Here is a 1628-nt window from a genome sequence, read left to right as displayed (position 1 = left end):
TTTATTAATAAGTTTGAATTTTCGGTATTCCCTTCTGATTCTGGCTTACTCGTTCTCTTTTTTGAGTATTCTTACGGTGTCGCCGCGAATCGTAATTGGGATCGGAACCACAGCATCGAAGAGTTCCACAGTAATTTCCTCATGCCCTTCGTCAACCCTTTTAACCCGGGCTTTTTCTCCCTTGAAGGGTCCGGAGGTGACCTCAATTATAGCCCCTTCTTTGATTCCAGTCACTACTGGTTTGGGCTTGAGGAAGTGTTCTATTTCAGAGATTGAAGAACTCCCCTTTACAAGGGCTCTTGCATGAGGGATTGTCTGGATTGCCAGTTCGACAGTTCCGGATTTCGGAGCCTCGACAAGGACGTATCCTTTAAGCTCATCAGGAGCAAGGATTGCCCTTATGTCCAGTTTCTCCTTTTTTGCAATCCTGGCAAGCGCCATTGCAACTGACCTTTCCTGGTTTGCCGTGGTTTTGATAACGAATATCTGGGAATCCTCACTCATTTGGCCACCCACTGGGGCAACATTGTCAGCAGTACATAGATTATAAATCCAATTGCGCCCACAGCCAGAATACCGGCACCTGCAACTTTGGCAATGGTCAAGAACTCTTCCCTGGACGGTTTTTTCGTAAGTTTCAGGACTCTCAGGTGTGCCCGGATTGCCTGACCAACGCTTTTTGTAGTTATATTCGGTTCAAACGTGGATTCTACCATTAATTCACATCCAGGTTTTTATGTACATATTTAATTTTATCTGGAATTTCGCGCGCTGCTCTTCATCTGTATGGTATATGCCCGAATTTGCTTTTTATCTCGCAGAATATCGGATTTTACTTCTCAGGAAGAACGGGCGGATTATATTATTGATTCCTAATATATGAAGATATCACTGGCACGATCTTTTATACATCCAAAAATTTAGACGCAGGATTATAACTCATATAAAACCCCTAATCGTGTCAGCAAAAATTCTCATTTTTGGTGCCAAATTGTATCGGCATCATACTGCATTTACCATAAAAATAGTTTTCGATTGGATTTATATCCCTACGTTCCTTCTTTTTATTTAAGAGGAGGAAAACAGTATTTATCTCCAACCGAACGTTATTATCCATTTTTATTTCTTCATTCCTCTGATCATTCTACGAAGTCAATTCCGTACTTATATGTGATGTTCTTGTCGTTTCCGTGCCCATAAATCTGGGCAGAGGTAACTCCTGTAACCACTATCATTGTACGCACTGTCTTTTCGAGGTCAGGGTCAACCTGGGCGCCCCAGATAAGGCGGGCATTGCTGTCTATGCGGTTGTAAACTTCCTGTACCACAGATTCTGCTTCAGAAATAGTCATATCAGGGCCTCCAACCACGTTAACAAGGGCAGAAGTTGCACCAGATATATCCACGTCAAGGAGCGGGCTGCGCAGTGCTTTCTGGACTGATTCGACAGCTTTGTTTTCACCGTCTGATTCTCCAAGCCCTATCATGGCAACGCCCCCGTTTTGCATCACAGTTCTTATATCTGCAAAGTCGAGGTTGACAAGTCCGGGCTTTGTAATCAGTTCGGTTATGCCTTTTACTGCTCTCATAAGGACTTCGTCAGAGACTTTAAAAGCAGCCTGAAGCGG

Annotated in this window: 3 protein-coding genes; all 3 read right to left on the bottom strand. The window is 43.6% G+C overall.

Features of this window, described 5'->3' with window-relative positions; all coding sequences use genetic code 11:
- Positions 1 to 45: 45 nt before the first annotated feature.
- Entirely contained in the window at positions 46 to 504 is a 459-nt protein-coding gene (locus tag NC238_01285; protein MCM1564588.1) for a transcription elongation factor Spt5, read from the bottom strand.
- Positions 501 to 716, bottom strand: a complete 216-nt coding sequence (locus tag NC238_01280; protein ID MCM1564587.1) for a protein translocase SEC61 complex subunit gamma — start codon at positions 714 to 716, stop codon at positions 501 to 503. Before NC238_01280 ends, NC238_01285 begins: the two co-directional genes overlap by 4 nt.
- 423 nt (positions 717 to 1139) lie before the next feature.
- Positions 1140 to 1628, bottom strand: a 489-nt coding sequence (locus tag NC238_01275; GenBank protein ID MCM1564586.1) for a cell division protein FtsZ, incomplete at its 5' end; no start/stop codon positions are given.

Origin of the sequence: Dehalobacter sp. (genome assembly GCA_023667845.1) — a bacterium.
GTDB lineage: Bacteria > Bacillota > Desulfitobacteriia > Desulfitobacteriales > Syntrophobotulaceae > Dehalobacter.
Note: the sequence above shows the minus strand (reverse complement) of the source record. Positions and strands in the feature narration are given on the sequence as shown.

Coding starts and splice junctions, on each gene's coding strand:
- NC238_01280 (MCM1564587.1), bottom strand. CDS start 716: ATGGTAGAATCCACGTTTGAACCGAATATAACTACAAAAAGCGTTGGT.
- NC238_01285 (MCM1564588.1), bottom strand. CDS start 504: ATGAGTGAGGATTCCCAGATATTCGTTATCAAAACCACGGCAAACCAG.